Genomic DNA, 23,587 nt, shown 5'->3' on the forward strand with positions numbered 1-23,587 from the left:
ACCTGCGGGGAGCCCATTGACACCCTCCGGAGCCGGGTTCTACGGTCCTCTCCAAGCGACTGGAAAGTTTCCTAACAGTTCTTGTCGCAACCACCCCGGCCGGTCGACCGCGCCCTGGACAGAGGAGGATCGACGCTGTGACCGAGAACACCCCCCGCATCCCCCTCGCCGGTACCCCCAGCCTGCTGCGCGCCATCAACGACCGGGCCGCACTGCAGTTGCTGCTGGAGAACGGCCCGTTGTCCCGGACCCAGATCGGCACCCTGACCGGGCTGTCCAAGCCGACCGCCTCGCAGTTGCTCGCCCGGCTGGAGGCGGCCGGACTGGTCGTACCGGTCGGCACCACCGCGGGCGGCCCCGGACCCAACGCGCAGCTCTACGAGGTCGACCCGTCCGCCGGGTACGTCGCCGGGATCGACGTCACCACCAGCCACGTCCGGGTCGCGGTCGCCGACATCACCGGCCGCACCCTCGCCGAGCACCGCGTCCCGTCCAGGGGCTGGCCGGCCGCCGCGACGGTCGAGCGGGTCGCCGAGGCGGTCGCCGACACGCTGCAGCGGGCCGGCCTGGCCCCCGGTGCGCTGCGCGAGGTCGTGGTCGGCCTCGGCGGCGCCCCCGACCCGGTCACCAGCAAGCTGCGCTACGCCTCGCACCTGCCGGGCTGGCACTCGCCGCGGCTGACCGAGGAGCTGTCGGCCGCCCTGGACGCGCCGGTCAGCATCGAGAACGACGTCAACCTGGCCGCCGTCGCCGAGCAGGCCTCCGGCGCGGCCCGGGGCTGCGAGGACTTCGTCCTGCTCTGGGCGGGCGAGGGCATCGGCGCCGCGATCGTCATCGCCGGACGGCTGCACCGCGGCTTCACCGGCGGCGCCGGCGAGGTCGGCTACATGCCCGTCCCCGGCGCGCCGGTGGTCCGGGACGTACGCCGCAAGAACTCCGGCGGGTTCCAGGAGCTCGTCGGCGAACCGGCCGTCCGGGCCCTCGCCCGGGAGCACGGCATCACCGCGCCGACCGCCGAGGAGGCGGTGCTGCTGGCCCTGGAGACCCCGGGCGCCGGCGACGATCTCCTCACCGCCCTGGCCGGCCGGCTCGCGGTCGGCCTGGCCGTGATCGTCTCCGTCGTCGACCCGCAACTCGTGGTGGTCTCCGGCGGCGTGGCGATCGCCGGCGGCGAACGCCTGCGCCTGCTCGTCGAGGAGGAACTGGCCCGGATCGCCATCTCCCGGCCCGAGGTGCGCAGCAGCGCCGTTCCCGGGTCGCCCGTGCTGCACGGCGCGCTCCAACGCGCCCTCGCCGCCGCCCGCGAGGCGGTCTTCTCCACCCACTGATCCACCCACGGATCCGCCCACCGACCCTCCCCGCACCGGCTCACCGCTCCACCCGAATCCGCAACCCGGGCCCGACCGGCCCACGCTCCGCTTCTCCCGACCCCCCACTGCGGGCCACCCGGCAATGGCGCCTGCCCGCACACCCCCAGGAGGACCTCGAAGTGCACGCCACCAGCTCCCGCAGAACCCGCCGTACGGTCGCCGCGATCACCGGCAGCGCCGTCCTGGCCCTCCTCGCCACCGCCTGCACCGGCACCAGCGCGGGCAGCGCGAACGACGGCTCGGCCGCCGGCAAGGACGTCACGATCAACTTCTGGCACGGTTGGAGCCAGGACAGCGAGACCAAGGCGATCAACGACAACATCGCCGCCTTCGAGAAGGCCCACCCGAACATCCACGTCAAGGCCGTCGGCAACATCACCGACGACAAGATCAACCAGGCGCTGCGGGCCGGTGGCGACGACGCGCCCGACGTGATCTCCTCCTTCACCACCAACAACGTGGGCACGTTCTGTTCGTCCAAGGTCTTCGCCGACCTGAACCCGATGCTCAAGAAGGACGGCATCGACGCCGCCAAGACCTTCCCGGCGGCGATGCTCAACTACACGCAGTACCAGGGCAACCAGTGCTCGCTGCCGCTGCTCGGCGACGCGTTCGGCCTGTACTACAACAAGACCGCCTTCGCCACCGCCGGCATCACCTCCGCCCCGAAGACCTTCAGCGAGTTCGCCGCCGACGCCGCCAAGCTGACCGTCCCGGACGGCGACGGCTTCAAGCAGCTCGGCTTCCTGCCGAACTACCACGGGTACGAGACCACCACCGAGCACTTCCTCGGCCAGTACGGCCCGACGTACTTCGGCGCCGACGGCAAGTCGGACATCGCCACCGACCCGAAGGTCGCCGCGATGCTCAACTGGCAGAAGGGCCTGGTCGAGCAGCTCGGCGGGTTCGACAAGCTGGAGAAGTTCCGCACCACCTTCGGCGACGAGTTCAGCGCCAAGAACCCGTTCGAGACCGGCCAGGTCGCGATGGCGCTCGACGGTGAGTGGCGGACCGCCTCGATCGCGGCCGACAAGCCGTCCATCGAGTGGGCCACCGCGCCGTTCCCGGTGCCGGACGACCAGGCCGACACCTACGGGCGCGGCTACCAGACCGGCACCATCATCGGCATCTCCCAGCACAGCCAGAAGCAGACCGCGGCCTGGGAGCTGGTCAAGTACCTGACCACCGACACCGACGCGGTGGTGAGCTTCGCCAACGCGATCCACAACGTGCCGAGCACCTTCGCCGCGCTGAACTCGCCGAAGCTGGACGCCGACGAGAACTTCAAGACGTTCATCGACATCACCAAGAACGCCCACTCCGGTACCACTCCCGCCAGCGTCAACGGCGGCGCGTACCTGGTCTCCCTCCAGCAGCTCGGCTACGACGTCGAGTCGGGCAAGCAGCCGGACGTCGCGGCCGGACTGGCCGCCACCGCCAAGGAAATCGACGCCGCCGTCAACCAGGCGAAGTAGCGATAGCGAGCAACACACATGGCAATCTCGTTCGGCTCCCGCAAGGCGAGTGCCGGACTGCCCGTCCCGGCGGCGCTTCGCAGCAAGCGCCGCCGGGAGGCGGCCCGCACCCTGGCCTTCCTCTCGCCCTGGCTGATCGGCTTCGGCTTCTTCTTCGTCTACCCCCTGGTCTCCACCGTCTACTTCTCCTTCACCCGGTACGACGGCTTCAGCGCCCCGGTCTTCACCGGCCTGAAGAACTGGTCGTACGTGTTCAACGACTACCCGGCGTTCTGGCAGGGCCTGCAGAACACCATGTGGCTGGTCGTGGTGATGGTCTCGCTGCGGGTGCTCTTCGGCCTCGGCATCGGGATGCTGATCACCAAGGTGAAGTCCGGTGTCGGCTTCTTCCGCACCGCGTTCTACCTGCCCTACCTGGCCCCGCCGGTGGCCGCGACGATGGCCTTCGCCTTCCTGCTCAACCCCGGCACCGGCCCGGTCAACCACGTGCTCGGCAAGCTCGGCCTGCCGCAGCCGGGCTGGTTCACCGACCCGGCCTGGTCCAAGCCCGCGCTGACCATGCTCGCCATGTGGGGCATCGGGGACCTGATGGTCATCTTCATGGCGGCCCTGCTGGACGTCCCGACGGAGCAGTACGAGGCCGCCGAACTCGACGGCGCCGGCCCGTTCCAGAAGTTCCGGTTCGTCACGCTGCCGAACATCTCCCCGATCATCATGTTCGCGGTGGTCACCGGCGTGATCCAGACGATGCAGTACTACACCCAGGCCATCGTGGCCGGGAAGGTCGCCAGCGGCATCATCGGCGGCTCCGGCCAGCAGTTCGAGCCCGGCTACCCGCACGGCTCGACCTGGACCCTGCCGCAGATGGTCTACAACCTGGGCTTCCAGCGCTTCGACACCGGCTCCGCCTGTGTGATCGCCCTGATCCTGTTCGCCATCTCGATGGCCTTCACGTCGATCCTCCTGCGCCGCAAGTCCGGCTTCATGGCGGGTGAGGACTAACCATGACTCTCAGCTCCACGCTCTCCACGTCCACGTCCGCCCCGGGGGCCGGCTCCGGCTCGGCGCGGGCCTCGTCCCAGGCGCTGCGGACCGCGCGGCGCAGGGCGGCCCTGCACTGGGTGGCGGTGCACTCGCTCGCGATCGCCGCCGCCCTGTTCTTCCTGCTGCCGTTCGTCTTCGTCTTCCTCACCTCGGTGATGACCGACCGCCAGGCGCTCACCACCAACCTCTGGCCCACCAGCTGGCAGTGGGGCAACTACCTCAAGGTCTGGGACACCCCCGGCTTCCTCACCTGGTGGCGCAACACGCTGCTCTACGCCGGCCTGGGCACCGTCCTGACCGTCGCCTCCAGCCTCCCGGTCGCCTACGCGCTGGCCAAGTTCCGCTTCCGCGGCCGCAACCTCGCCCTGATGGCCGTCATCTCGATGATGATGCTCCCGCCCCAGGTCACCATCATCCCGATGTACCTGTTCTGGGCGAAGCAGATGCACCTCAGCGGCACCCTGTGGCCGCTCATCATCCCGATGGCCTTCGGCGACGCCTTCTCGATCTTCCTCCTGCGCCAGTTCCTGCTGACCATCCCCAAGGAGTACATCGAGGCCGCCCGGATCGACGGCTGCGGTGAGTTCCGCATCCTTCTCAGGGTCGTCCTGCCGATGGCCAGGCCCGCGATCGCCGCGGTCGGACTGTTCCAGTTCTTCTACGCCTGGAACGACTACTTCGGCCCGCAGATCTACGCCAGCGAGAACCCCGGCGCCTGGACCCTCTCCTTCGGCCTCGAATCCTTCAAGGGCGCCCACCACACCAACTGGAACCTCACGATGGCCGCCACCCTCCTCGTCATGGCACCCGTCATCGTCCTCTTCTTCTTCGCCCAGAAAGCCTTCATCGAAGGCGTCACACTGACAGGGGTCAAGGGCTGATGTCCCGCACTCTGAAGCTCGCCATCGTCGGCGGCGGATCCACCTACACCCCCGAGCTGATCGACGGCTTCGCCCGGCTGCGCGACACCCTGCCGATCGGCGAACTCGTCCTGATCGACCCCGCGGCGGACCGGCTGGAGCTGGTCGGCGGCCTGGCCAGGCGGATCTTCGCCAAGCAGGGCCACCCGGGAACGGTCTCCACCACGACCGACGTCGCGGCCGGTGTGCAGGGCGCGGACGCCGTGCTGCTCCAGCTGCGGGTCGGCGGGCAGGCCGCCCGCGACCGGGACGAGACCTGGCCGCTGGAGTGCGGCTGCGTCGGCCAGGAGACCACCGGGGCCGGCGGGCTCGCCAAGGCCCTGCGGACCGTCCCGGTGGTGCTCGACATCGCCGAGCAGGTGCGCCGGGCCAACCCGGACGCCTGGATCGTCGACTTCACCAACCCGGTCGGCATCGTCACCCGGGCCCTGCAGAACGCCGGGCACAAGGCCGTCGGCCTGTGCAACGTGGCGATCGGCTTCCAGCGGCGCTTCGCCAAGCACCTCGGTGTCGACCCCGAGCTGGTCCGCCTCGACCACGTCGGCCTGAACCACCTCAGCTGGGAGCGCGGCGTCACGCTGCTCGACGCCCCCGGCTCGGGCACCGGACGGGAGGTGCTGCCGGAGCTGCTGGCGAGCCACGGCGAGGAGATCTCCGCGGACCTCCACCTGCCGCTGCCGGTCATCCGGCGCCTGGGCGTGGTGCCCTCGTACTACCTGCGGTACTTCTACCAGCACGACGTGGTGGTGGAGGAGCTGAAGGTCAAGGGTTCGCGCGCCTCCGAGGTCGCCGCCATCGAACGGCAACTGCTCGACATGTACGCCGACCCGGCGCTGGACACCAAGCCCGAGTTGCTCGCCCAGCGCGGCGGGGCGTTCTACTCGGAGGCGGCCGTCCAGCTGATCGCCTCCCTGCTGGGCACCGACGGGCGCACCACCGTGCAGGTCGTGAACACCCGCAACGACGGCATCCTGCCCTTCCTGCCGGACGACGCCGTGATCGAGGTACCGGCCGAGGTGGACGCCGCCGGGGTGCGTCCGCTGCCCCAGCGCCCGGTCGAGCCGCTCTACGCGGGTCTGATCGCCGGTGTGACCGCCTACGAGCAACTCGCCCTGGAGGCGGCGCTCAAGGGCGGCCGCGACCGGGTCTTCGACGCCCTGCTCGCGCACCCCCTGGTCGGCCAGCTGGAGCTCGCCGAGCAGCTGACCGACAGCCTGCTCGCGCACAACCGTGAGCACCTGAGCTGGGCCTGAGCACCCCCGCAGAGCCCGGACGGCTCCCGGAGCCCGGACCACCCACCTGTGCCGGGCCCGCAGCACCACCCAGAACCCCGGCCGGAACAGCGGCCTGGGCACGTACGAGCGCGGGGACCTGATGACCCACCAGCCCGAACCACTCCAGCCCGGCGTACTCGCCATCGACGCGGGCAACAGCAAGACCGACGTCGCTCTCGTCGCCGCCGACGGGACCGTCCTCGGCACCGCCCGCGGCGGCGGATTCCAGCCGCAGCTGGTCGGCGGCCCGCGGGCGGCGATCGTCTCCCTCGCCCCGCTGGTCGAGGCGGCGGCGGCCGCCGCCGGCCTCTCCACCGCCGACGGGGTGCTGACCGACCACGTCAGCGCCTGTCTGGCCAACGCCGACCTCCCGCTGGAGGAGCAGCTGCTGCAGAGCGCCCTGGAGGAGCAGGGGTGGGGAGCCAGCAGCGCGGCGGTGAACGACACCTTCGGCCTGCTGCGGGCCGGCACCGACGGTCCCCGGGGGGTGGCGGTGGTGTGCGGCGCGGGGATCAACTGCGTCGGGCTGCTGCCGGACGGGCGCACCGCGCGCTTCCCGGCCCTCGGTGAGCTGACCGGGGACTGGGGCGGCGGCGCCGGCCTGGCGACCTCCAGCATGTGGCACGCCGTCCGCGCGGAGGACGGCCGCGGCCCGGCCACCGCCTTGGCCCCCGCCATCGCCGCGCACTTCGGCCTGCGGAGCGCCGGCGCGGTCGCCGAGGCGCTGCACCTGGGGCAGGTCGAGAAGTGGCGGCTGCACGAGATCGTCCGGCTGCTGTTCACGGCCGCCGAGAGCGGCGACGCGATCGCGCTGGATCTGGTGGACCGCCAGGCGGACGAGATCACCCGGCTCGCGGTGGTCGCCCTCACCCGGCTCGACCTGCTCGGCGAGAGCACCCCCGTGGTGCTCGGCGGCGGTGTCCTGGCGTCCCGTCAGCCACTGCTGATCGACAACGTCACCGCTCGCCTGGCGGTCGCCGCGCCGCACGCCGTGCCGCGCGTCGTGGTCGCGCCGCCGGTCCTCGGCGCCGCCCTGCTGGGCCTGGACCACCTCGACGCCGCCGGCCTCGGCCGGGGCCCCGCCGCCCACGAGCGGCTGCGGGCCGCGTACTCGGCCGTGCAGCCCGTCGCGGCCTGACGCGCGGCCCCGGCGCCCGCCGTGGCCGCGCCGGGCCCGGCGCGCCGGCGTCCGCCGAAGCGGTCGTCCGGGCGGGTCCGCACACCCGTCCGGACGGCTCCTTCGGCGGACGCCGCCCGTCCGGCCCCGCACCGCCACTGGCCCCGGGCGCTGCGGCGTGGCAGCGTACCGGTGTCCACCCGCCGGGCCCGGCCGTGAGGGAGCAGCCATGCGGTACCGCTTCGACCCCGAACTCGCCGCCGCGCTGGCGATGTCCGTCGACGTCGACCTGTCGGATCTCGACGCCGCCCGGGCGGCCCAGGCGGCCGAACTGGCGGGCACCGTGCGGCGGGCCGACAGTCGCGGCGTGAGCGTCGGCGACCTGCGCGTCCCCGGGCCGCCCGGCGCTCCCGAGGTCGCCCTGCGCACCTACCGCCCCCAGGGCGTGGCCGGGCCGCTGCCCGTGCTGTGCAGCCTGCACGGCGGTGGATTCGTGCTCGGCGACCTGGACGTCGACCACGAGAGCAACCTCCGGTTCTGCCGCGAACTCGGGGTGTTCGTGGTCGCCGTGGACTACCGGCTGGCCCCCGAACACCCCTACCCGGCCGCCCTGGAGGACTGCTACGCCGCACTTCGCTGGATCGCCGGGAGCGCCGCCGCCGAGGGCCTGCGGCCCGACCGGATCGCGGTGTGGGGCGACAGCGCCGGGGCCGGCCTCGCCGCCGGCCTCGCCCTGCTGGCCCGCGACCGCGGCGGCCCCGCGCTCTGCTTCCAGCACCTGCACAGCCCGGCCCTGGACGACCGCCAGTCCACCCCCAGCGCCCTGAGCTGCACCGACACCCCGATCTGGAACCGGCGCAACGCCCGGATCGGCTGGGACGCCTACCTCGGCCCCGGGATCCCCGGGACGCCCGGGGTCCCGGTGTACGCCGCACCGGCCCGGGCCGACGACCTGACCGGGCTGCCGCCCGCGTACGTCGCCGTCATGGAGCACGACCCCCTGCACGACGAGGGGGTCGACCACGCCCGCGCCCTGCGGGCCGCCGGGGTCCCCACCGAACTGCACGTCTTCCCGGGCACGTTCCACGGCGCGGCCATGGTCGGCCACGCCGGCGTCGTGCAGCGGATGACGGCCGAGGCGCTCGCGGTGCTGCGCCACGCCCTGACCGGCTGAGCGCCCGCGCCCGGAGCCGGCGTCCGGCCGCTCAGGGCGTCGGATCGGCGGCCAACCGCCGGGCGTACAGGGCCAACTGAGCCCGGAAGCGGTCCTGCGGATCACGCAGCCGCCAGTCGAGCGCGCCTTCCACGTGGGCCAGTCGGGCCGCCACCGAGCTGTGGTGCAGGTGCAGTTCGGCCGCCGCCTGGCGAAGCGAGCCGGTGCGGCAGAAGGCGGCCAGCGCGGCGATGCTCAGCGCGCCGCCCTCCCGTCCGGCCAGCTCGTCCAGCGCCCGGACGTCCGGCTCCGCCCGCAACCGCTCGGCCGGGATCTGCGCCAGCAGCGCCACCGGCCCCAACTCGTCGTGGTCCACCAGTGCTTCGTCCGGCGCTCCCGCGCCGGCGAACCGCAGCGCCGAGCGGGCCTGCGCCCAGGACGCCGAAGCCGCCATCGGCTCGGCGGCCCCGCCGATCCCCACCCGCACCCCGCGGGCGGACTCCCGCAGGGCGGCCCGCTCGCCCAGCACTGCCCGCAGCTCGCCGGCCGGTGACGCTCCGCCGTCCCGGCGCTGCAGCAGCACCACGCCGAGGCGCCCCACCCGGGCCACCCGGACGGCCGCCGGCAGCGCGCCCCGGCCGAGCAGCGCCACCGCCTCCACCCCGGGATCGGCCGGATCGGCCCTCCCCTGCGGCGCGGTGGCGGGATCGACGGCGACCGCGACGACCCGCAGCGGCGGCTCCGGCGCCAGGCCGAGCAGCCGTAGCGCGCGGGCCCGGTCCTCCACCGCCTCCCGCTCGGAGAGCACCAGTTCCACCAGGGCCGGATCGGCCACGTGCGGCGGCTCGGCGCTCCGGGGCGGGCCGCCCAGCAGCCGAGCGGCGATCGCCATCCACTCCAGCACCAGATCGTCGAACGGGCCCGCCACACCGGGCCGTTCCAGCCAGACCCGGCCGCCTCCGGCCAGCCCTGCCTCGCCCGACACCAGCCCGGGCGTGCCCGGCAGGGCCACACCGTCCGGCCCGTACCGGGCGGTGCGCCCGTCGGCGAGCAGCAGCCCGGCCGGGCACTCGGCCAGGCCGGCGGTGGAGCGCGCCAGCATGCCTGGATCGAGGGCGCCACCGCGCAGCAGCGCCTCGAAGTGGGCGATCACCCGGACCGCGCTGGCCGCGTCCGCGTCGAGCGCCGACAGGCGCAGCAACAAGCCCTTCACAGCCGGAGTATAGGGAGACCCCGCGCTCCGCCGACAGGGCGCCGCGAGCCCCGGCCGCGCCGCCGGGCCCGCGGGCGGCGGGCCCGCGCACCGGTCGGACGGCGGCCGCCGTTGTCCCGACGCCTGTCGGATGCCCCGCGCCGACGCGCCGTGTCACCGTGTGGTCACGGCGCACCGAGCGCCGGCCGGGCCTCCCCCAGCGGATCGCTCGTCCCCCTGACCCACCACCCCGGGAAGCCACGTGTCCACGGATCCGAGCAGCTCCACCGCCGACGCGGCGCAGCCGGCCCGGCAGCTACGCGGCCTCGCCGCGCCGCCGCCGCCCACCGGCCTCTCGCCGGGATCCGGCGCGGTGGCGGCGCCCGCCGAGGCCGCCCGGCCCGACACCACGATCGTCGACTCGACCGGGCGCGGGGGCGCCTCGGTGGCGCTCACCTTCGACGACGGTCCCGACCCGGTGGCCACGCCGCGGCTGCTCGCGGTGTTGCGCGAGCAGCACGTCAGGGCGGTGTTCTCGCTCTGGGGCGAGCACGTCCGGGAGCATCCGGAGCTGGTCCGCGCCATCGCCGCCGACGGCCACACGCTCTGCAACCACACCATGCACCACGAGGACATGGGCAGCTGGGGCCCGGAGCGGATCCGCGCGGACCTGGCGCGGACCAGTGCGCTGATCCACCGGGCGGCCCCCGCGGCGCCGATCCGCCACTTTCGTGCCCCGTACGGGAGTTGGGGATCCACGCCGGAGGTCGCGGTCCAGCTCGGGATGCAGCCGCTGGGCTGGCGGCTGGCGATCGGGGACTGGGAGCCGCCCGGCACCGACGAGCTGGTCCGGCGACTGGTGGAGGGCATCACCCCCGGCGCCGTGGTGCTGATGCACGACGGCGGCGGCGATCGCACCCAGACGGTCGAGGCGGTGGCCCGGATCATCCCCGAACTCAGGTCGAAGGGATGGCACTTCGACACCCCCGCCCGGCACGGCTGACCCCCGCCCGCCTGGGCCGGCCCCGCCCGGCACCCGCCCGTCAGGGCCCCCTCGGCCGGGGCCGGCGTCCCCACCCGCCGGCCCCTCCGCTCCCAACGCGGCCCCCACCCGGCCGCGTGCGCCGCACCGCGAATCGAGAGGACAGGGACATGTCCGCACTCCAGGGCTCCACCGCACCCCCCACGAGGCGTCGAAAGCCGCTCCGGACGCTGCTCACCGTGCTGGCGGGCGCCGTCGCCCCGCTGCTGGCGGCGCTGCTCGCGCTCGCCGGGCCGGCCACCGCCGCGCAGCTCACCGAGGTCACCGGCTTCGGCCCGAACCCGAGCGGCCTGCGGATGTACGAGTACGTGCCGGCCAGTGCCCCCGCGTCCGGTGCTCCCGTCCTGGTGGCGGTGCACTACTGCACCGGTACGGGCCCGGCCTTCTTCTCCGGCACCGAGTTCGCCTCGCTCGCCGACCGCTACGGCTTCATCGTGGTCTACCCGTCCGCGACGCGCAGCGGCGGCTGCTTCGACGTCTCCTCGCCGCAGGCGCTCACCCACGACGGCGGCAGCGACCCGGTGGGCATCGTCTCCATGGTCCGCAGCGCCGTCCAGCGCCACGCCGCGGACGCCGGCCGGGTGTACGTCACCGGTGCCTCCTCCGGCGCCATGATGACCAACGTCCTGCTCGGGGACTACCCGGACGTCTTCAAGGCCGGCGCCGCCTTCATGGGGGTGCCGTTCGGCTGCTTCGCGACCACCGACGGTTCCGGCTGGAACAGCGCCTGCGCCAACGGCACCGTGAGCAGGACCCCGGCGCAGTGGGGGGATCTGGTCCGTGGCGCCTACCCGGGCTACACCGGCCCCCGGCCCCGGATGCAGGTCTGGCACGGCACCGAGGACACCACGCTGCACTACCCGAACTTCGCCGAAGAGATCAAGCAGTGGACCGACGTCCTCGGCGTGGGCCAGACCCCCGTCCTGACCGACCACCCGCAGAGCACCTGGACCCGGACCCGCTACGGCGCGAACGCCACCCAGGCGCCGGTCGAGGCGATCAGCGTCCAGGGCGCCGGCCACACGCTGCCCGCCACCGGCATGGCGGCGGCGGCCATCGCCGGCCTGGACGCCACCTCCGGACCGAGCGCCCCGCCCACCAGTACCCCGCCCACCAGTACGCCGCCCACCACTCCCCCGGCGAGCACACCTCCGCCCACCACCACCCCGCCCACGGCCGGCGCGTGCAGCGTCTCCTACACCACCAGCGCCTGGAACACCGGCTTCACCGCGGCCGTCACCATCACCAACACCGGCACCGCCGCCGTCAACGGCTGGACGCTGACCTTCACGCTGCCGACCGGGCAGGCCATCACCTCCGGCTGGAACGCGACCTACGCACCGTCCACCGGGACGGTGAGTGCCAGGAACCTCGCCTACAACGCCGCGCTGGCTCCCGGAGCCTCCACCTCGATCGGCTTCCAGGCCAACCACACCGGCGACACCACCAGGCCCGCCGGGTTCACCCTGAACGGCACCTCCTGCAGCATCAGCTGACGCCCCATCAGACGATCCATCGTTCCTGCGGCGGGGGGCGACCCCCGCCGCAGCCGTCCCCGGAGCCCGAACCATGAAACGAACGCCCTCGGTCGCCGCCCTGGCCGTCGCCGGTGTCCTCTGCGCGGCCGGCCTGGCCACCGCGCCCGCCACGGGCGGCTCGGCCGCCGCCGCCCCGGCGGACGCCGGCTCGCACCTCCCGCCGGGCCACTGGGTGAGCACCTGGACCGCGATGCCGCAGCTGACCGAACCCGCCAACCTGCCGCCCGCTCCGTTCACCCGCGAGAACCTGGTGCTGGACGACACCACGCTGCGCCAGACCGTCCACCTGTCGGTCGGCGGCCGGCACCTGCGGCTGCGCTTCTCCAACGCCTTCGGCGGCGCGCCGCTGCCCGTCACCGCGGTCTCGGTGGCCCTCCCCGCCGACGGCCGGGCGGGGGTCAGCGCGATCCGGCCGGGCACCTCCCGGTCGGTGACCTTCGACGGCCACGGCTCCACCAGTGTCCCGGTCGGCGCCCAGGTGGTCTCCGACCCGCTGGACCTCGACGTGCCGCCCGGCTCCAACCTGACCGTGACGACCTACCTCGCCCACGGCCAGGCCTCCGACGCCATCACCTCGCACCCCGGCTCACGGACCACCTCCTACCTGTTCCCCGGCGACGGGGTCGACGCCACCGACCTGCCCGGAGCCACCCCCGTCGACCACTGGTACCTCCTCAGCGGCGTCGAGACCTGGGCCGGGAGCGGCACCTCGGCGGCCGTCGTACTGGGTGACTCGCTCACCGACGGCAGGGGCTCCACCACCAACCTCAACGACCGGTGGCCGGACCAGCTGCTCGCCCGGCTCGAAACGGGCCCGGACTCCTCGGGCACCGCCGTCCTCAACCAGGCGGCCGGCGGCAACCGCGTGCTGAACGACGGCCTCGGCCCGAACGCGCTGGCCCGTCTGGACCGCGACGTGCTCGCCCAGAGCGGGGTGGAGTGGCTGGTCGTCTTCGAGGGCGTCAACGACATCGGTACCGCCGACGCCACGACCGCCGCCCAGCAACAGGTCGCGGACGACCTGATCGCCGCGTACGAGCAGATCGTGCGACGTGCCCACGCCCAGGGCATCCGGGTCTACGGCGCCACCCTGCTGCCCTTCGGCGGCAACACCGGTTACGACGACGCGGACGGACGGCGCGAGGCGGCCCGGCAGACGGTCAACCGGTGGATCCGCACCTCCGGCGGCTTCGACGACGTGGTCGACTTCGACCGGGCGGTCCGGGATCCCGCACACCCCGGGCAGCTGCTGGCGACCGTCGACAGCGGTGACCACCTGCACCTGAACCCGGCGGGGTACCGGCTGCTGGCCGACGCCGTGCCCGAGCGGCTGTTCCAGCGGCGGCCGCTGCCGGCCGACTTCGGCTACCAGGACGCCGCCCCCGCGCGCCGGAGCGGCTGAGCCGGGGCGGCCCGCCTGACCGGACCCCCGGAGTGGGCGGGGTGCCGCGGGCCGAACGACGTCGGCCCCGGCCCCGGCCCTCCGGTGCTCCGGTGCTCCGGTGCTCCGGTACTCCGGTGCGTCGCAGCGTCAGCGGGCGAGGAACGGCCGCAGTGCCGCGACGAGTTCGGTGGGCGCCTCCAGCGCGATGAGGTGGGCCGCGGTGGGGAACTCGACCAGCTCGGCGCCGGGGATCCCGGCGGCGTACCGGCGGGCGATGTCCTGGAAGTCGGCGACGTCGAGGCGACCGATTCCGACCAGCGTGGGAACGGCGATCGTGGCGAGGTCGCCCTCCGCGCCACCTCGGGAGTGTTCTCCGACGGCGTCCTGGTTCACCAGCGACGTCCGCAGCGGGGCGAGCACCTCCTCGACCAAGCCCGGGGCGACGTCCTCCCAGCCGCGGACCGGCCCGCGCAGCCACATGTCCAGGTTCACCCGGACGGCGGTGTCCAGGTCGCCCGCGGCCAGGGCAGCCGTCTCGGCCTCGTCGTAGGCGATCATCTCCGCCGACCAGTCGTAGCCGGGCCACGGCGGGGCGAGCAGGGTCAGCGACCGCACCCGGCCCGGTCGGGTGAGAGCGAAGTTCACCGCCACCCGGGCGCCCCAGGACGCGCCGACGAGGCGCACGCGTTCGTGACCGAGATGGTCCAGCAGGCGGCACAGGTCGTCGGTCTCACTGAACGGGCCGGCCGGGGGCGCGGACTCGCCGAAGCCGCGCAGGTCGTAGCGGATCACCGTGTGGTGCTCCGCGAGGGCGGGCACGACCGCGTCCCACATGTGGTGGTCGGCGACGCCGGCGTGCACGAGGACGACGGGCGGACCCTCGCCGGTGACGGTGTAGGACAGGTGGCCGAGGTCGTCGGCAAGGATGATCATCCGCAGATACTCGCAGTCCGTCGCCGCACCGGCCACCGCATATGCGGTCCCGCGGAACGACTGCGAACGCCCTCCGGCATGCGAACGCCCTCCGGCGTCACCCTGCGGACGATGGCCGGCCCGCCGTGCGCCCACCGGCACCGGGCCGCGTGGTCACCGTCCCTGGGCCAGGGCGCGGGCCCGTTCGAGCACCTCGGCCGGGGCCTTGGCCACGGAGCCGGTGTCGAACGGGGGCTGCGGGTCGTACTCGGTGTAGAGCTGGATCGCCTGGGCGACCGTGTCGTCGCTGATCAGAGCCGCCAGCCGGATCGCCATGTCGATTCCGGAGGACACCCCGGCGGAGGTGATGATCCGACCGTGGCGGACCACCCGTTCGGGGGTGTAGACGGCGCCGTACGCCTCCAGTTCGGCGACCGCGCCCCAGTGGGTGGCGGCGGTCAGACCGTTCAGCAGGCCGGCCGCGCCGAGCACCAGCGCTCCCGTGCAGACCGAGGTGGTGAAGCGGGTGCCGGCGTGGACGCGGCGGACCCAGTCGAGGAAGTCGGGGTCGCCCGCCACGGTCCGGCTGCCCGCCCCGCCGGGGACCACCAGGACGTCGCAGCGCTCCACCTCGGAGTACGCGGTCGGCACGTGCACGGGCAGTGCGCCCAGCACGTCCCGTACCGGCCCGGCTTCGGGGGCGACGAAGCGCACGGTGGCGCCGGGCACGTGGGCCAGGATCTCGTACGGTCCGATCGCGTCGAGCGGCTCGAAGCGGTCGAAGAGCGGGATCACGATGTCCATGCGCCGCATCCTAGTGCCGGACCTGCGCGCGCCCCGGGTTTGACGTGCGGTCAGGCCGCCTGCGGGCGGCGGCGGTCGCGGCGGCTGGCCGCCCCCGGGACGGTCGTCGGTTCGGGCTTCGCGCGGGGTGGCGCGGTGCGGCGTGCCGCCCCCGGGACGCCGGCGAGTGGTCCGCCCGACGGTCCGGCGTGGCGGGACGGTCCCGGAGCTCACGCCGGTGGCGGATCCGGGGCCCGACGCCGCCCGCGTCTTCTAGGCTGGCCGGCATGAGCCCTTCGATCGCCTCCAACACCCGTGTGACGCTGGCCGAGCTGCTGGACTTCGTCCGCCCCCGCCACCGCGCGATCCTTCTCACCCGCCGCTCCGACGGCACTCCGCAGGCCTCACCGCTGACCTGCGGGGTGGACGACGCCGGACGCATCGTGGTGTCCACCTACCCGGAGCGGGCCAAGGTCCGCAACGCCCGCCGGGACGCGTCGGTCAGCGTGGTCGTCCTGTCCGACGACTGGGACGGCGCCTGGGTGCAGGTCGACGGCGACGCCGAGGTGATCGACACTCCGGAGTCGGTGGAACCGCTGGTGGAGTACTACCGCAACATCGCCGGTGAGCACCCGGACTGGGACGAGTACCGGGCCGCGATGGTCAAGCAGGGCAAGTCACTGGTCCGGATCACCCCGCGCCGCTGGGGGCCGATCGCCACCGGTGGCTTCCCCTCCCGCCTGGTCGAGGACCAGTAGGCGCGGCGCCTGCGGACGGCCACTTCGACGTACCGGGCCGGGGCCGACCGTCCGTCAGGCCGCGGCGGGCGAGTTCACCTGCTGCTCACGGCCCCGACGCCCGGACGTGGTCCGAACCTGTCGCGGCCGTGGCTAGCATCCGGTGTGACCTCGACCGAACCGCCGTCCGAGCAGCCCTCGCCACCGCGCCCCACCGTCGGCCGGCTCGCCGCGGCACTGGCCGGCGGCGGCTGGGGCGCCGGTGCGCTCCGGCCGATGCCGGCGGTCGGTGCCGGCGTGCTGTTCCTCGGCCTGCTCTCGGCCCGGCCGGGTCCTGCGGTACGACCCGGAGGACCCGTCGGCCGGCCGAGCCGGTGACCGAGCTGGAGCGGCTGGTGGCGCTGCACCGCACCGGCGGCCTGAGCGACACCGAGTTCGCACGCGCCGGGCGCCGGTGTCCGTCGGACCGGTCGCGGTGAGCCGCGGCCCGCGGGCGTCGGCCCGGCGGACGGGGCGCACCCGCCCGCGCGGTCGCCCGCTGCCGTCCGAACCCGGTCGGCCGAGGGATCGGCCGCCGGGCCGGCCGGGGAGCGCGGTCGGCCCCGGAACCCTCAGCCACCTACCAACCTGGCCAGCGCGGTGACCACCACCGCGAGGCCGACGACCAGCAGGAACGGCGCCCGGCGCCAGACCGCGATCCCGGCGGCGGCCAGGCCGAGGGCTCGGGCGTCGAGGGTGAGCCCGCCTTCCTCGCCGAAGGTCTGCAGGGCGGTGAGGGCGGCCAGCAGGGCGACCGGGATCAGTGCGGCGTAGCGCCGGACGACGGGGCGCTCCAGCAGTCCGGCCGGGACGCTCAGCCCGAGCAGCTTGAGCAGGTAGCAGCCCAGCGCGGTGGCGCCGATGGCGATCCAGGCGGTCATCCGAGGTCCTCCGTCGGGTCGGCGGCCCGCTCGCGGCGGGTGAGCGCCAGCACGAGCGGTACGGCGGCGAGTGCGAGCAGCACCGGTACGCCGGTCGGCAGCACGACGGTGGCGGCCAGCGCCAGCGCGGCGCCCGCACCGGCGACCTTCAGCTCGGTCGGCCCCTCGCGCAGGCGGGGCGCGAGCAGTGCGAGGAACACCGCGGGCCCGGCCGCGTCCAGCCCGTACGCCGCCGGGTCGCCGAGGGCGTCCGCGCCCATCGCCCCGGCCAGGGTGCAGAGGTTCCAGGTGAGGAAGAGGCTTGCCGCGGTGACGGCGTAGCCGAGCCGGGCGGTACGGCGGTCGGGCTGGGTGAGCGCGACGGCGGCGGTCTCGTCGATCATGAAGTGGGCGGCGAACGGCCGCAGCAGCCGGGAGAACCCGAGGCCGGGCCCGAGGCGCAGCCCGTAGAAGGCGTTGCGGGCGCCGAGGAAGAGCGCGCCGAGCACGGCGGCCGGCAGGGCCGCGCCCGCGGCGAGCGCGGTGACCAGCGCGAACTGCGAGGCGCCGGTGAACACGAGCAGGCTCAGCGCGCAGGTCTGCCAGACACTCAGGTGCGCGGCGCTGCCGGCGACGCCGAACGCCAGTCCGGAGACGCCGACGGTGAGCCCGATGCCGAGCGAGTCGCGGACCACCGTGCGGGTGGCGGCGGTCGGCGGCCTGATGTCCTGTTCCACGCTCATCCGGGCATCCTGGAGTCCGTCACGGAGCAGCGCCGCCGCGAGGTGATGTTCGCCTTGGCGAACGTCCGTCCATTAGAGTGAACGAGATGAGCGCCACGTTCGTCAAGTCGAACGGGCAGACTTCTGGAGCGAACAGATGGCAGACGGTTCACCGGACGGGGACGACCGGCCCGCCCTCAACCCGATCGCCCTGATCGCGGTGTCGATCCGCCGCGAGCGCGAACGCACCGGCCTGTCGATGACCGAGCTGGCCAAGCGGGCCGGGATCGCCAAGTCGACCCTCTCCCAGCTGGAGTCGGGCACCGGCAACCCCAGCGTGGAGACTCTCTGGGCACTCGGTGTCGCGCTGGGCGTGCCGTTCAGCCGACTGGTCGACCCGCCGCGGCCGGCCGTCCGGGTGATCCGCGCCGGCGAGGGGCCGGTGACCCACTCGGAGCGTGCCGACTACGCCGCCACCCTGCTGGCCTCCTGCCCGCCGAACGCCCGCCGCGACATCTACCGCATCGAGGCCCAGCCCGGCGAGGCCCGCGCCTCGGACCCCCACATGCCCGGCAGTATCGAGCATCTGCTGATCAGTACCGGCCGCGCACTGGTCGGCCCCACCGAGGACCCGTACGAGCTCGGTCCCGGCGACTACATCGCCTACCCCGGCGACGCCCCGCACATCTTCAAGGCCCTCGTCCCGGACACCACCGCGGTGATCGTGATGGAGCACGTCTGAGCGGACGCGGCGGCCCGGCGAAATCCGGGTGCCCCGGTGACTCCCGCGCCCTACGCTCGGCCGGATGAGGAGCACGGGGACCGGGACGCTGCTGAACGTGGTCGACGTCGAGGCCACCTGCTGGGAGGACCGGCCACCGCCCGACGCGGTCAGCGAGATCATCGAGATCGGCCTCACCGTGGTCGACCTCGCGCACCGGGGCTCCTGGCCCGCCGAGGACGGCTCCTGACCGTGCCGACGGGCCGGGCCGGGCCGCACACGATGTCAGGGCCCCACGGTCCGGCGCGCGGCGTCGCGGTACCGGCGCCCGTCCGGCCGGCCGACTGTGCCCTTTCGTACCTGGCGCGGGGGCCGTGCCCCGTATATCCAGGAGAAGCCATGTTCTCGGCGATGAAGGGGTTGTGATGCGCGGTCAGGACGGTGCCGGAAAGGCTGCTGCGGAGAACGCTCCCGATCGGGCCCGCAAGCCCCCGGCGGCGGGCGGCGGGCCGCTCGGCGGGCTCCTTGCCCTGCAGAGCACGATCGGGAACGCGGCTGTCGTCCAGATGCTGCGGGCCGTCGGCCACCTGCCCGCCCAGGAGCAGCACCGGCACGGCGGCGGCTGCGGCCACCAGCAGGCGGAGCCGGGCCCCGTGCAGCGCTCCGCGGTCCCGGATGTGCTGCGTACGACCGGCCGGCCGTTGGACGGTGCCACCCGCACGGACATGGAGGCCCGGCTCGGTGCCGACTTCTCCGACGTGCGCGTCCACAACGACGCCGCCGCCAAGGCCTCGGCGGCCGAGGTGGGCGCTCGCGCCTACACCTCCGGCAGTCACGTCGTCCTCGGTGACGGCGGAGGCGACAAGCACACCCTGGCCCATGAGCTCACCCACGTCATCCAGCAACGCCGGGGGCCCGTCGCCGGCACCGACAACGGTTCGGGGCTGAGCGTCTCCGACCCCTCCGACCGTTTCGAGCGCGAAGCGGAAGCCACCGCCACCGCCGTGATGGCCCGCCCGCTGCCCGCCGTCGCGGAGCACCGGCACGCACAGGCTCCGGTCGGCGCCGGCGGGCCGCCCCTGCAGCGTGCCGCGCTCGCGGTGACCGGGGAGCCGGTGGCGGTGCAGCGGATCGTCAGGGTGAGCCCCCAGATGTACATGCAGGGCATGAACGTCACTCCCGGGACCATCACGGCGGGCCAGCTTCTCCAGTACGTGTTCTTCGCGGTCAAGGACGACCTCGCGCTGGCCTCCAGGCTCCCCAACACCACGACCGAGGAGGCGGCGGCCTTCCAGGCGGACATGGCCCGCGTGCGAACCCTGATGAAGCCCGGGACTCGCGACCTGCCGGCGGCGGTGGCCGCGGTCACCGCCCTGGTGGGGAAGATCAACGCTCACCTGGAGAACGCGGAGATCCACGGCGTGTACGAGTCGAACGTCAACCCCACGAGCCACCCCGAGGGGCCTGGCGCCATGATCCCGGTCCCGAACCGGAACACGCGCTACGCGACCACTCCGAGCGCCCCCTACACGCACACGCCGGCGCAGCACCAGCCGGACGAGCCGCGATGGGGGGACGACGAGACGATGTTCGCGAACATGGCGGCCGCTCTGGGGCCCGGAGTGTTCCAGGAGCCCGGGATGTACCCCGAGGTGGCGCCGAGGACGGCGACCGGAGGAACCAACCTCCCGCTGAAACGGCTCACCTGGCAACAGACGGTCGGCATGCTGCCGCGTCCGCTGCTCAACCTGCTGTTCGACGTGCGGTTCCAGCTGGAGGCACCCGTCGGATCACCGGTCGTGGTGGACGAGCGGACAAACGCCGAGACGGCGCCGGACGTACGGGAGAAGAGCCCCAGCAAGCCGGGGACACTGCGCAGCTGGCACCAGGACGCCTACGGCAGGCTGCCGAACACCAACTTCGACCCTGCCGCCGTCCCGGCGAACGCGGCACCGTTGCACGACAAGTACAGCGAGCACTCGCAGAGCGGCGCCGGATCGTCGATCACCACCGCGATCCCTGCACCCGTCGGGCTCGCCGAGTACACCGGCACGGGCAGCAACTGGGAGCACAACACCAAGGTGGTCCTCGACTACGTCAACAAGCGGGTCTATCTCACCCTGACGCATTACCAGTACTGGGCGCTGATTCCCTCGGAGCAGGGTGGTGCGCCGTACGCGTTCTGGCAGAGCCCCGGCCAGGATCTGGCCCAGGCCCGAGGCGCTCTCGGCCAGGAGCCGCGAGGAGATCGGGCGATCATGATGAGTCCGTGGCTGGAGATCGCCATGACGTGACGGCGCCCGGCCGTGAAAGCGTCCTCGTCGATGTTTGTGGGACGACGCGACGTGCGGCTGGATCGCCACTGGGCGGTGTCGTGTTCGGCCGGTGCTCCACCAGCCGCACATCCCGGATGCGCACCGCTCCCGGCATGATCCCCACGGCGAGGTCGGTGAGCACCTGCGGCCGGTCAGGAGCCGGCCGGGAACTCACCCTCCCGGACACCGGCCACGAACGCCTGCCACGCGTCGGCGCCGAAGACCAGCGCCGGACCCTCCGGGTCCTTGGAGTCACGCACGGGGACGAGGCCGGGGAACCCGGGGGCCACCTCGATGCACTCGCCGCCGTTGGAGCCGCTGTAGCTGCTCTTGCGCCACGCCGCTGCTTCGAAGTCCACGTTGGTCATGATCGTCATACCTCTCCATCTCGTCGATGATCAAGGCAGCAGACTCGCTGGTCGAGAGTGCGTCCGCCCGAAGCACATCATAGTCTCGACGATGACGGGCAATCAGTTTCGGTTCCTCACCGAAATGCCCTCGATCCAAGCTCTCCGAGTAGACCAGTTCATGTCCGTCAACCATGGTCAGAAGTGTCATCGAGATATCGGGCAGCGTCAGGTTCTCCAGATGGAAGGCAGCCACCTGGAGGATGACGTTCGGCCGCTGCGCGACGGCCAGCAGGCGCGCCAACTGCCCTCGCATCACAACAGGACCCCCGACCGTTCGCCGGATCGCGCTCTCGTCGAGAACAACCACCAGCAAGGGAGCGTCATCTGTCATGAAGCGGTGCTGGCGACTCATTCGGGCATTGACCCGCTCCTCGATCGAGAAAGCGTTCTCCGACCACGCCTCACGCGAGAAGAGGGCCCGCGCGTACTCCTCGGTCTGCAGGAGGCCATAGATTCGAGAAGCCTGGAACGTCCTGATGGCAGTCGCCTCCGCCTCCAAGTCGGCGAACCGCTTGAACCAATCAGGATGTTCGACATCACCGGCGTACCAGTCGACCCGCGACCACATCCGCAGCAGCGAGCCGTCCATCCGCAGTACCTGGTCGCAGCTTCGGGCGAAGTGCTCCTGCGGCACGCGCTGGCCGGACTCGACCCGGGTGACCAGCGTCCGGTCGCAGTGCAGGAGTTTGGCCAGTTCGGCCTGGGAGTAGCCGGCGGATTCGCGGGCGTGCTGCAGTTCGCCGCCGAACAGCACCGCCGAACTGACGGTCGAACCGGACTCGGGCCTGCGTCGCGGCATGCTCAACCCCCGTAGTGACGTGCGCCCCTGGCACCATCGATCGGTCGTCACGGTATCCCGGCACACCGATGCTTGTTAGCGGAACGGATCTGTTCCCTCGCTTTGCGTGAGGACGCGCGCCGGGGCTCGGCGCGCGTGCTCCGGAGCACACTCGATGGATCACGCCCGGAGGTGGCCCAGTCATGCCCGAAACCCTCGACAGAACACCGGCCCTGGACGGCGAGTACGTCTGCTGGCTGCCGCGCCATCGCAGATCGCCGGGGGCGGCACGCCGGCTGCTGCGGGACTTCCTGGCCGAAAGGGCCGGTGGCGGGCGGTTCCTGGAGACCGGGGAGCTGCTCCTCAGCGAGCTGGTCACCAACGCGGTCGAGCACGCCAGGGTGTCGGGGCGTCTGATCAAGGTGCGGTACGCACTGCGGGGCGGGCGGCTGCGGGTCGAGGTGCACGACCCCGTGCCGGAGCGTCCCACCGTCCGGCAGGCGGCGGTGGAGGACGAGGACGGGCGGGGCATGCTGCTCGTCCGGGAGCTGTCCGAGCGCTGGGGCTGCTGCCCGCGCGCGGGCGGGGTGGGCAAGTTCGTCTGGTTCGAGTGCGCTCCGGCGGATCTCCCCCCGGGCCACGAGGTCGCCCGCGAGGTCCCGGCGTGACGGGGGCGGCGGCGCGGCGGTGGCCGTGCATCGCCCGGCATCTCGGCGGAGCGGACGACCCCGGCGACACCACGTCGGCCGTTCTGCTGGACGCGGTCGAGTCCGCGCTCACGGCGGGGTCGGCCCGTGCGCGGACACTGGCGCAGGTGCTGGCCCCGGTCCGTGCCTACCTGCTGTGGGCGCTGGACGGATGGGAGGGTCCGGCGGAGCGGCCGTTCGAGGGCGGATCGGTCTTCGCCGGGGAGATCGGGCGCAGCGGTCGGCCGCCGGTGCGGGTACGGGTCGAGCTCCAGGCGCTCGGCGCGGCCGACGACCGTCTGGTGAACGCTCCTCCGGGGGCGGGGCGGCCCGCACCCGGCAGGAGCGCCGGGGTCACCGGGGTCGGCGGGGTCAGCCGGCCGGCGGGGTCTCGGGGCGGGTGACGACGAGCCCGGCGGGGCTGTCCTCGTCGGCGCCCTCCACGGCCGGGCCGCCGAGCGGCGAGCCCATCCAGGAGTGCGCCTTCCAACCGTCGGCCGGTGTGCCCTCCAGGACCACCACGCCGGTGTTGTCCAGCGGGTGGGCGGCGGCGAACGGTACGTCCACGTTCTCGACCCGGGCCGCCGTCCACATCCGGATCGCCGCGCCGTGGCTGACCAGGACGGCGGTCCGCACCCCGGAGCCGGCGGCCTCGGCGACCACCTCGTCGAACCGGCCCAGCGCCTCCGTACCGCTCTCACCACCGGGCATCCGCCGCTCGGTGTCGCCGAGGGACCAGGCGAACGCCGTCCGCATGTACGTGCTGCCCGCCTCGTCGTCGCCGCGCATCTCCAGGTCGCCGGCGGTCAGTTCGCGCAGCCCGTCCCGGATCCGGACCTCCAGCCCGAGTGCCTCGGCCAGCGGGGCGGCGGTCTGCTGCGTGCGGATCAGCGTGGAGGCGTACAGCGCCTCGACGGCCTCCCCCTCCAGCGCGGCCGGCAGCGCGGCCGCCTGCCGGTGGCCGCGCTCCGTGAGCTCGGCGCCGGGCCGGGCGGTGTCCAGCAGGCGGCCGAGGTTGGACGACGTCTCTCCGTGGCGAATCAGCAGCAGTCGCATGGTGCGGGTCCGGCTCCGATCTCGATCCTGTACGGGCGGCCGGTGCGGGCACCCGGGCC

General features: G+C 73.5%; 23 protein-coding genes and 1 pseudogene. 16 read left to right on the plus strand and 8 right to left on the minus strand.

The features are described from left to right. Positions 1-137: 137 nt before the first annotated feature. The 7 genes from OG823_RS10360 to OG823_RS10390 all read left to right on the plus strand — a co-directional run bounded on the left by OG823_RS10360 (position 138) and on the right by OG823_RS10390 (position 8,374). A complete protein-coding gene (locus OG823_RS10360) occupies positions 138-1,328 on the plus strand; it encodes an ROK family transcriptional regulator (protein WP_371479173.1) in 1,191 nt (396 codons plus the stop codon). A gap of 161 nt (positions 1,329-1,489) precedes the next feature. Next, positions 1,490-2,845: an ABC transporter substrate-binding protein gene (locus OG823_RS10365; RefSeq protein ID WP_371479174.1), complete on the plus strand. Its 1,356-nt coding sequence runs from the start codon at positions 1,490-1,492 to the stop codon at positions 2,843-2,845. An 18-nt stretch (positions 2,846-2,863) separates the two neighbouring features. After that, entirely contained in the window at positions 2,864-3,847 is a 984-nt protein-coding gene (locus tag OG823_RS10370; protein ID WP_371479175.1) for a carbohydrate ABC transporter permease, read from the plus strand. A 2-nt stretch (positions 3,848-3,849) separates the two neighbouring features. Then, positions 3,850-4,770 carry a carbohydrate ABC transporter permease gene (locus tag OG823_RS10375; RefSeq protein ID WP_371479176.1) on the plus strand — a complete coding sequence of 307 codons (921 nt, stop codon included), beginning with the start codon at positions 3,850-3,852 and terminating at the stop codon, positions 4,768-4,770. A gap of 11 nt (positions 4,771-4,781) precedes the next feature. After that, entirely contained in the window at positions 4,782-6,062 is a 1,281-nt protein-coding gene (locus OG823_RS10380) for a 6-phospho-beta-glucosidase (RefSeq protein WP_371484409.1), read from the plus strand. A gap of 121 nt (positions 6,063-6,183) precedes the next feature. Next, positions 6,184-7,221, plus strand: coding sequence for an N-acetylglucosamine kinase (locus OG823_RS10385; protein WP_371479177.1), 1,038 nt, complete (start codon positions 6,184-6,186; stop codon positions 7,219-7,221). A gap of 208 nt (positions 7,222-7,429) precedes the next feature. Further along, positions 7,430-8,374, plus strand: coding sequence for an alpha/beta hydrolase (locus OG823_RS10390; RefSeq protein ID WP_371479178.1), 945 nt, complete (start codon positions 7,430-7,432; stop codon positions 8,372-8,374). A gap of 31 nt (positions 8,375-8,405) precedes the next feature. Here OG823_RS10390 and OG823_RS10395 read toward each other — a convergent pair whose 3' ends face one another. After that, a complete protein-coding gene (locus OG823_RS10395; RefSeq protein WP_371479179.1) occupies positions 8,406-9,566 on the minus strand; it encodes a PucR family transcriptional regulator in 1,161 nt (386 codons plus the stop codon). Between the two features lie 241 nt (positions 9,567-9,807). Between OG823_RS10395 and OG823_RS10400 the strand changes: the two genes are divergently transcribed. The 3 genes from OG823_RS10400 (at position 9,808) to OG823_RS10410 (ending at position 13,527) form a co-directional block, all read left to right on the plus strand. Next, a complete protein-coding gene (locus OG823_RS10400) occupies positions 9,808-10,548 on the plus strand; it encodes a polysaccharide deacetylase family protein (RefSeq protein ID WP_371479180.1) in 741 nt (246 codons plus the stop codon). A gap of 149 nt (positions 10,549-10,697) precedes the next feature. After that, positions 10,698-12,083 (plus strand): PHB depolymerase family esterase, encoded by a 1,386-nt coding sequence (locus tag OG823_RS10405; protein ID WP_371479181.1) that lies wholly within the window; start codon positions 10,698-10,700, stop codon positions 12,081-12,083. A gap of 73 nt (positions 12,084-12,156) precedes the next feature. Further along, the gene (locus OG823_RS10410; RefSeq protein WP_371479182.1) at positions 12,157-13,527 is read left to right on the plus strand and encodes an SGNH/GDSL hydrolase family protein; all 1,371 of its coding nucleotides are present in this window, start codon (positions 12,157-12,159) and stop codon (positions 13,525-13,527) included. A gap of 129 nt (positions 13,528-13,656) precedes the next feature. On the opposite strand, the gene OG823_RS10415 is transcribed toward OG823_RS10410, so the two are convergent. Both OG823_RS10415 and OG823_RS10420 read right to left on the minus strand, forming a co-directional pair. Further along, the gene (locus OG823_RS10415) at positions 13,657-14,442 is read right to left on the minus strand and encodes an alpha/beta fold hydrolase (protein ID WP_371479183.1); all 786 of its coding nucleotides are present in this window, start codon (positions 14,440-14,442) and stop codon (positions 13,657-13,659) included. 153 nt (positions 14,443-14,595) lie between these two features. Then, positions 14,596-15,225 (minus strand): DJ-1/PfpI family protein, encoded by a 630-nt coding sequence (locus tag OG823_RS10420; RefSeq protein ID WP_371479184.1) that lies wholly within the window; start codon positions 15,223-15,225, stop codon positions 14,596-14,598. Between the two features lie 266 nt (positions 15,226-15,491). On the opposite strand from OG823_RS10420, the gene OG823_RS10425 reads away from it, so the two are divergent. After that, entirely contained in the window at positions 15,492-15,962 is a 471-nt protein-coding gene (locus tag OG823_RS10425; protein WP_371479185.1) for a PPOX class F420-dependent oxidoreductase, read from the plus strand. A gap of 590 nt (positions 15,963-16,552) precedes the next feature. Here OG823_RS10425 and OG823_RS10430 read toward each other — a convergent pair. Both OG823_RS10430 and OG823_RS10435 read right to left on the minus strand, forming a co-directional pair. Continuing rightward, positions 16,553-16,861 carry an AzlD domain-containing protein gene (locus OG823_RS10430; protein WP_371479186.1) on the minus strand — a complete coding sequence of 103 codons (309 nt, stop codon included), beginning with the start codon at positions 16,859-16,861 and terminating at the stop codon, positions 16,553-16,555. Beyond that, a complete protein-coding gene (locus tag OG823_RS10435) occupies positions 16,858-17,583 on the minus strand; it encodes an AzlC family ABC transporter permease (RefSeq protein WP_371479187.1) in 726 nt (241 codons plus the stop codon). The genes OG823_RS10430 and OG823_RS10435 overlap by 4 nt, the downstream gene beginning before the upstream one ends. A gap of 136 nt (positions 17,584-17,719) precedes the next feature. Between OG823_RS10435 and OG823_RS10440 the strand changes: the two genes are divergently transcribed. The 3 genes and pseudogenes from OG823_RS10440 to OG823_RS10450 all read left to right on the plus strand — a co-directional run bounded on the left by OG823_RS10440 (position 17,720) and on the right by OG823_RS10450 (position 20,577). Then, positions 17,720-18,304, plus strand: coding sequence for a helix-turn-helix domain-containing protein (locus tag OG823_RS10440; protein WP_371479188.1), 585 nt, complete (start codon positions 17,720-17,722; stop codon positions 18,302-18,304). A gap of 64 nt (positions 18,305-18,368) precedes the next feature. After that, positions 18,369-18,497: pseudogene (locus OG823_RS10445) on the plus strand (DNA polymerase III); the annotation flags it as partial. A 211-nt stretch (positions 18,498-18,708) separates the two neighbouring features. Then, positions 18,709-20,577, plus strand: coding sequence for a DUF4157 domain-containing protein (locus OG823_RS10450; RefSeq protein WP_371479189.1), 1,869 nt, complete (start codon positions 18,709-18,711; stop codon positions 20,575-20,577). 173 nt (positions 20,578-20,750) lie between these two features. Here OG823_RS10450 and OG823_RS10455 read toward each other — a convergent pair whose 3' ends face one another. Together OG823_RS10455 and OG823_RS10460 are read right to left on the minus strand one after the other, a co-directional pair. Continuing rightward, entirely contained in the window at positions 20,751-20,888 is a 138-nt protein-coding gene (locus OG823_RS10455) for a DUF397 domain-containing protein (protein ID WP_371479190.1), read from the minus strand. Beyond that, complete coding sequence (locus OG823_RS10460) at positions 20,851-21,807, minus strand: Scr1 family TA system antitoxin-like transcriptional regulator (RefSeq protein WP_371479191.1); 957 nt, start codon at positions 21,805-21,807, stop codon at positions 20,851-20,853. Before OG823_RS10460 ends, OG823_RS10455 begins: the two co-directional genes overlap by 38 nt. 182 nt (positions 21,808-21,989) lie before the next feature. Here OG823_RS10460 and OG823_RS10465 point away from each other — a divergent pair, with 182 nt between their 5' ends. Next, positions 21,990-22,454 (plus strand): ATP-binding protein, encoded by a 465-nt coding sequence (locus OG823_RS10465; protein ID WP_371479192.1) that lies wholly within the window; start codon positions 21,990-21,992, stop codon positions 22,452-22,454. Further along, positions 22,451-22,876 carry a hypothetical protein gene (locus tag OG823_RS10470; RefSeq protein ID WP_371479193.1) on the plus strand — a complete coding sequence of 142 codons (426 nt, stop codon included), beginning with the start codon at positions 22,451-22,453 and terminating at the stop codon, positions 22,874-22,876. The genes OG823_RS10465 and OG823_RS10470 overlap by 4 nt, the downstream gene beginning before the upstream one ends. Here OG823_RS10470 and OG823_RS10475 read toward each other — a convergent pair. Beyond that, on the minus strand, positions 22,845-23,528 hold the full coding sequence (locus tag OG823_RS10475) for a histidine phosphatase family protein (protein WP_371479194.1): 684 nt from the start codon (positions 23,526-23,528) through the stop codon (positions 22,845-22,847). The genes OG823_RS10470 and OG823_RS10475 overlap by 32 nt on opposite strands. Positions 23,529-23,587 lie beyond the last annotated feature (59 nt).

This window comes from Kitasatospora sp. NBC_00315, assembly GCF_041435095.1.
In the GTDB taxonomy this organism is placed as follows: domain Bacteria; phylum Actinomycetota; class Actinomycetes; order Streptomycetales; family Streptomycetaceae; genus Kitasatospora.